At 74.1% G+C, this 5,213-nt stretch carries 3 protein-coding genes; 2 read left to right on the forward strand and 1 reads right to left on the reverse strand.

The window, feature by feature from the left end; all coding sequences use genetic code 11:
* Window positions 1-863 (forward strand): DUF1996 domain-containing protein (locus AOK16_RS23300; protein ID WP_157859320.1); only part of this gene is annotated, 863 nt, incomplete at its 5' end.
* A 439-nt stretch (window positions 864-1,302) separates the two neighbouring features.
* Here AOK16_RS23300 and AOK16_RS23305 read toward each other — a convergent pair.
* Complete coding sequence (locus AOK16_RS23305; protein ID WP_205627767.1) at window positions 1,303-1,791, reverse strand: hypothetical protein; 489 nt, start codon at window positions 1,789-1,791, stop codon at window positions 1,303-1,305.
* 195 nt (window positions 1,792-1,986) lie between these two features.
* Between AOK16_RS23305 and AOK16_RS23310 the strand changes: the two genes are divergently transcribed.
* Window positions 1,987-5,211, forward strand: coding sequence for an alpha-N-acetylglucosaminidase (locus AOK16_RS23310; RefSeq protein ID WP_055474111.1), 3,225 nt, complete (start codon window positions 1,987-1,989; stop codon window positions 5,209-5,211).
* Window positions 5,212-5,213: the final 2 nt, after the last annotated feature.

Below are 5,213 nucleotides of genomic sequence, written 5' to 3' on the forward strand. Positions count from 1 at the left end.
TCGCCGACATCACCAGGGTCGCGCCCAACGTACGGGAGCCGCGGCCCCAACAGGCCGCCTCCACTGGCACGTTCACCACCGAGTGCGGGGTCAACGAGAACCGGAAGCTCAACTCGGACAACGTCATCGCCGCCCCGGGGGTGAGCAATGGCGCCCACCACATGCACGACTATGTCGGCAACCAGGACACCACCGCGTTCTCGACCGACGACAGCCTCGCGGCCGGGGCGACGAGCTGCGAGAACCAGCAGGACCGGTCCACGTACTACTGGCCGGTGCTGCGGCTGCGCAACGGCCAGAACGAGCGGGACGCGAACGCGCCCGGCGGCGGGCGGGACGGCAACGTCGGGGAGATTCAGCAGCCTTCGGAGGTGACGCTCCGGTTCCGGGGCAGCCCGGTGGGCGAGGTGGTGGAAATGCCGCGGTTTCTGCGGATCATCACCGGGGACGCGAAGGCGCTCACCAACGGCGACGCGAACGCCAACGCGTCGTGGAGCTGCACCGGGTTCGAGGACCGGCAGCTGCGGGACAAGTACCCGCTCTGCCCCCTGGGCAGCCGGGTGGTGCGCACGTTCACGTTCCAGAGCTGCTGGGACGGGCAGAACACGGACAGCGCGAACCACCGTACGCATGTCGACTTCGCCAACGAGGACGGCTCCTGCGACGAGGGGTTCCGGGCCATCCCGCAGCTGGTCCAGCGGGTCGTCTACGACCTTCCCCCGGGCCTCGGCTTCGCCGTCGACTCCTTCCCGGAACAACTCCACAAGCCCGTCACCGACCACGGCGACTTCATCAACGTCTTCTCGGAACGGCTGATGAGGAAGGCGGTGGACTGCATCAACGGGGGCGAGAACTGCCGGTAGGCCGTGCGGCCGGCGGGACCGGGGTGCGTCGCGCCCGGCACCGCGGCCCGGCCCTCCGGCTCGACGCCGTCGCGGCGGGCCGGCTCGGTACCGTCGCGGCGGGAGGGTCTCGCCGCGACGGCGTCCGCCCGAGGCCGTCGGCGAACACCCGCACGGGCCACGCGCCCGCCCGCGGCCGGTCGGCTCGGCAGGTTCGGCGCCGTCGGACCGAACGCTGTGGCGCTTCACCATCGCGGTGGAACATCTCTCGCCGCGACGGCGCCCGAGCCCGAGGCCGTCAGAAGCGCCTCCGGGCCAGCGCCCGGGCCCATGTCCGCGCGACATCGCCGTCGCGGTGAAGAATCCCTCCGCCGCGACGGCGGGCAACCCCCGGCGGTGGAGCTCGGCGGTGCCGAACGGCCTGCGCCCGGGCCGCGTTCGGCTCGCCGGTGGACTGCGCTCAGCCGCCGTGGTGGCCGCCACCGCGGTCGCTTCCGCGGTGCCCGCCGCCACCGTGGCCGCTCGCCCGGTGCTCGCCGTGGCCGCCGTGCGGGCCCTGTGCGGATTCCAGTTCGCCGCCCAGGCGGAACCGCAGCGTCCGCAGCACCTCGGTGTCGCCCACCGCGACCCATCGGCGCCCCACCAGATACGAGCCGCCGTACGCCTGCGCCTCGCGCAGCCACCGCTGCTGGCCCTGGTGGGTGGCGAACGTCGCCAGGACGTAGCGGCCCGCGCCCGTGCGGCAGGCACCCTGGCGCAACTCGGCCGCGTCGATCTGGAGGTTCGGCTCGCAGGAGGTCCTGGCCGCCAGCTGCTCCACGGTCCCGGTGACGGGGGCGCTCGGCGCCGCCTCGGCACCACCGCGGTCGCGCCCGCTTCCCCCGCACCCGACCGCCATCAGCCCGGCAACGGCGAAGACAGCCCCTCGTACAACCGCCCGCACGGTCACCCGCACAACCACCCGCCCATACCCATGCATCGCAGACCTCTCGCAGGGAACCACCCTCTCCCGTACGGGAACGGTCGCCGGATGACTCAACCGTGCGCGGGCGCGCGCCCCGTTGCCCGCCCCAATTCCCCTCATTAACGTGCACTTCGCACACACTCGACGCCGCACAGTGACCCCCGTGGATGAGGAGCGCACGTGACCGGACCACACCGCCGTGACGTGGCCAGACGAGCGCTGCTCGGGACCGCGGGAGCGCTCGGCGCCGCGGCCCTCGGCGGCCACGGCCCAAGCAGAGCGGCCGCGCAGGACGCCGAACCCGCCGCCGGGAAAGCCGGGACAGCCGGCCAGGCCGGGAAGGCCGCGGACACCGCCCCGGCGCAGGCCGCGCTGGGGCGTCTGCTGCCCGGCCACGCCGGCCAGTTCACCCTCACCCGCCTCCTCAGGACCCCCGAGGACCGGCGCGACCGCTTCCGCGTCTCCGGCACCACCGGCCGGGTCCAGGTGGCCGGTACGACGCCCGCCACGCTGCTCGCGGGCGTGCACTGGTACCTCAAGTACGTCTGCGGGGCGCACATCTCCTGGGCGGGCACCCAGCTGAACCTCCCGCGCCGCCTCCCTGCCCCCGCACGCCCCCTGGAGCGCTTCGCGACGGTCCCCCACCGCTTCGCGTTCAACGACACCCACGACGGCTACACCGCCCCGTACGCCGACTGGCCGCGCTGGGAACGGCTGATCGACGTGATGGCGCTGCACGGCTTCAACGAACTGCTGGTCACCCCGGGCCAGGAGGCCGTCTACCACCGGCTGCTCCAGGACTTCGGCTACGACGACGCCGAGGCGCGCGCCTGGCTGCCCGCGCCCTCGCACCAGCCGTGGTGGCTGCTGCAGAACATGAGCGCGTACGGCGGTCCGGTGAGCCCCGAACTCCTCGCCAAGCGGGCCGACTTGGGGCGCCGCATCGCGGACCGGATGCGCGAGCTCGGCATGGCCCCGGTGCTCCCCGGCTACTTCGGGACGGTCCCGGAGGGGTTCGCGGACCGCAACGAGGGGGCCCGTACGGTCCCGCAGGGCCGGTGGTCGGGGCTGCGGCGGCCGGACTGGCTCGACCCGCGGACGGGCGTGTTCCGCGCGGTGGCCGCGGCCTTCTACCGGCACCAGGAAGAGCTGTTCGGCCCGGCACGCCACTTCAAGATGGACCTGCTGCACGAGGGCGGCGACCCCGGCGACGTGCCGGTGCCCGAGGCCGCCCGCGCCGTCGAGCGGGCGCTGCGGACCGCCCGGCCCGGCGCGACCTGGGTGATCCTCGGCTGGCAGGAGAACCCGCGCCGCGATCTGCTCGACGCGCTCGACAAGGAGCGCACGCTCGTCGTGGACGGGCTGTCGGACCTGGAGGCGGTGACCGACCGCGAGAAGGACTGGGGCGGGGTGCCGTACGCGTTCGGCACGATCCCCAACTTCGGCGGGCGGACGACCATCGGCGCCAAGACCCACATGTGGGCGGACCGGTTCACCGCCTGGCGGGACAAGCCGGGCAGCGGGCTGGTCGGCACCGCGTACATGCCGGAGGCCGTCGAGCGCGACCCGGCGGCGCTGGAGCTGTTCAGCGAACTGCCCTGGCGGCGCACGGCGGTGGACCGCGCGGCCTGGTTCGACGGCTACGCCGACCTCCGCTATGGCGGCGAGGACCGGCACGCACGCGAGGCGTTCGCGGCGCTGCGCGCGAGCGCGTACGAGATCAGCAGCAAGGACGGCCGCCCGCACGACTCGATCTTCGCGGCCCGCCCGAGCCTGACGGCCGCTTCCGGCACGCACTACGCGACCCACATCCCGGCGTTCGACTCGGCCCGCTTCGATGCCGCGTTCGCCGCGCTGCTGGGCGTACGGGAAGGGCTGCGCGGCTCGGACGCTTACCGCTACGACCTCACCGACGCGGCCCGGCAGGCGCTCGCCAACCGCTCGTGGCAGCTACTGCCCCAACTGCGCACGGCGTACGCGCGCAAGGATCTGGACACTTTCCGCGCCCTGGCCCGGCTGTGGCTGAAACTGATGCGGCTGAGCGAGGAGATGACCGGCGCGCACCGCATGTTCCTGCTCGGTCCGTGGCTGGAAGACGCCCGCCGGATGGCGACCGGCGAGGAGGAGGCGGCTCGGCTGGAACGGACGGCGCGGGTGCTGGTGACCACCTGGGCGGACCGGGCGACGGCGGACGGCGGGCGGCTGGCCAACTACGCCAACCGCGACTGGCACGGCCTGATCGGCTCCTTCCACCTGCCCCAATGGCAGGCGTTCCTGGACGAGTCGGCGGACGCGCTGGCGGCGGGGCGCGAGCCGAAGGCGTTCGACTGGTACGCGGTGGAGGAGCCGTGGACGCGGCAGCACGGGCCGGGGGCGTTCCCGCTGCGGGCGACGGCCGACGCCTACCGGACGGCGCAGCGGGTGCGGGACGTGCTGGCGCGGGCGCCGTACCAGGGTGCGGTTTCGGTCACGGCGGAGCCGCCCGCTCTCGAGCCGGGGGGCACGGCGCGGGTGGCGGCGGAGTTCCGCAACGTGAACGGCCTCGCGGGGACGGGACGGGTCGACTTCACGCTGTCGTTCGGATCCTCCCCCGGCGGGCCCGGCGGCCCCGGCGCGGAGGCCGAGCCGGAGGGCGCGGAGTCGCTGCGGCGGGTGGCGGCGGGCGGCACGGGCACGGTGCGGTGGCGGGTCCGTGCCGGGGCCGAGCCGCTGGACCGGCCGCTGCGCCCGCTGCCGTACGAACTGGCCACGGAGTACGGGCCGGAGGGCGGGGACCGGGTCCGGGTGGTGCGGCCCGGCACGCTGTTCGTGGCGGGCCCCCTGGCGGACGACTGGCGGACGGTCACCAACAACGCGGCGGTTTTCGGCCAGTTGGACGACCGCATCGCGATCAACGGCGCAGGCGCCGACCTCTGGAAGGGAACCTCCGAGTTCGCAGCGGTGTATGTAAAGCAGAGATTGGGAGGTGATACGACAGCAACGGTCCGGGTGGACGCGCAGGAGACGACAGGGGCGTGGGCGCGCGCGGGCATCGTGGTGCGGGACAGCCTGTCCGCACCCGGGAACGGGCCCGGCTTCCTGAACCTCTCGGTGACACCGGGAAACGGGGTGGTGCTGACCCATGACGCGAACGGAGACGGCACGCTCGACACCTACGCGCGGCTGGCGGGGGTGCGGGCGCCGGTGCTGCTGCGGCTGACGAGGGAGGCCGGCTCCCCCGTGTACCGCGGCGACTGCTCGACGGACGGCGGCGTGAACTGGCGCCCGGTGGGCACGGCCACGCTCCCGGCCGCGGCCGACCGCCAGGACGTGGGCCTCTTCATGACGGCCACGAACGGCGGCAACGGGGCACGCGGCACAGCCGAGTTCAGCGGCTGGCGCCTGACCGAGGGGACGGGAGCGTGAGG

This window comes from Streptomyces pathocidini (assembly GCF_001418495.1).
GTDB lineage: Bacteria > Actinomycetota > Actinomycetes > Streptomycetales > Streptomycetaceae > Streptomyces > Streptomyces pathocidini.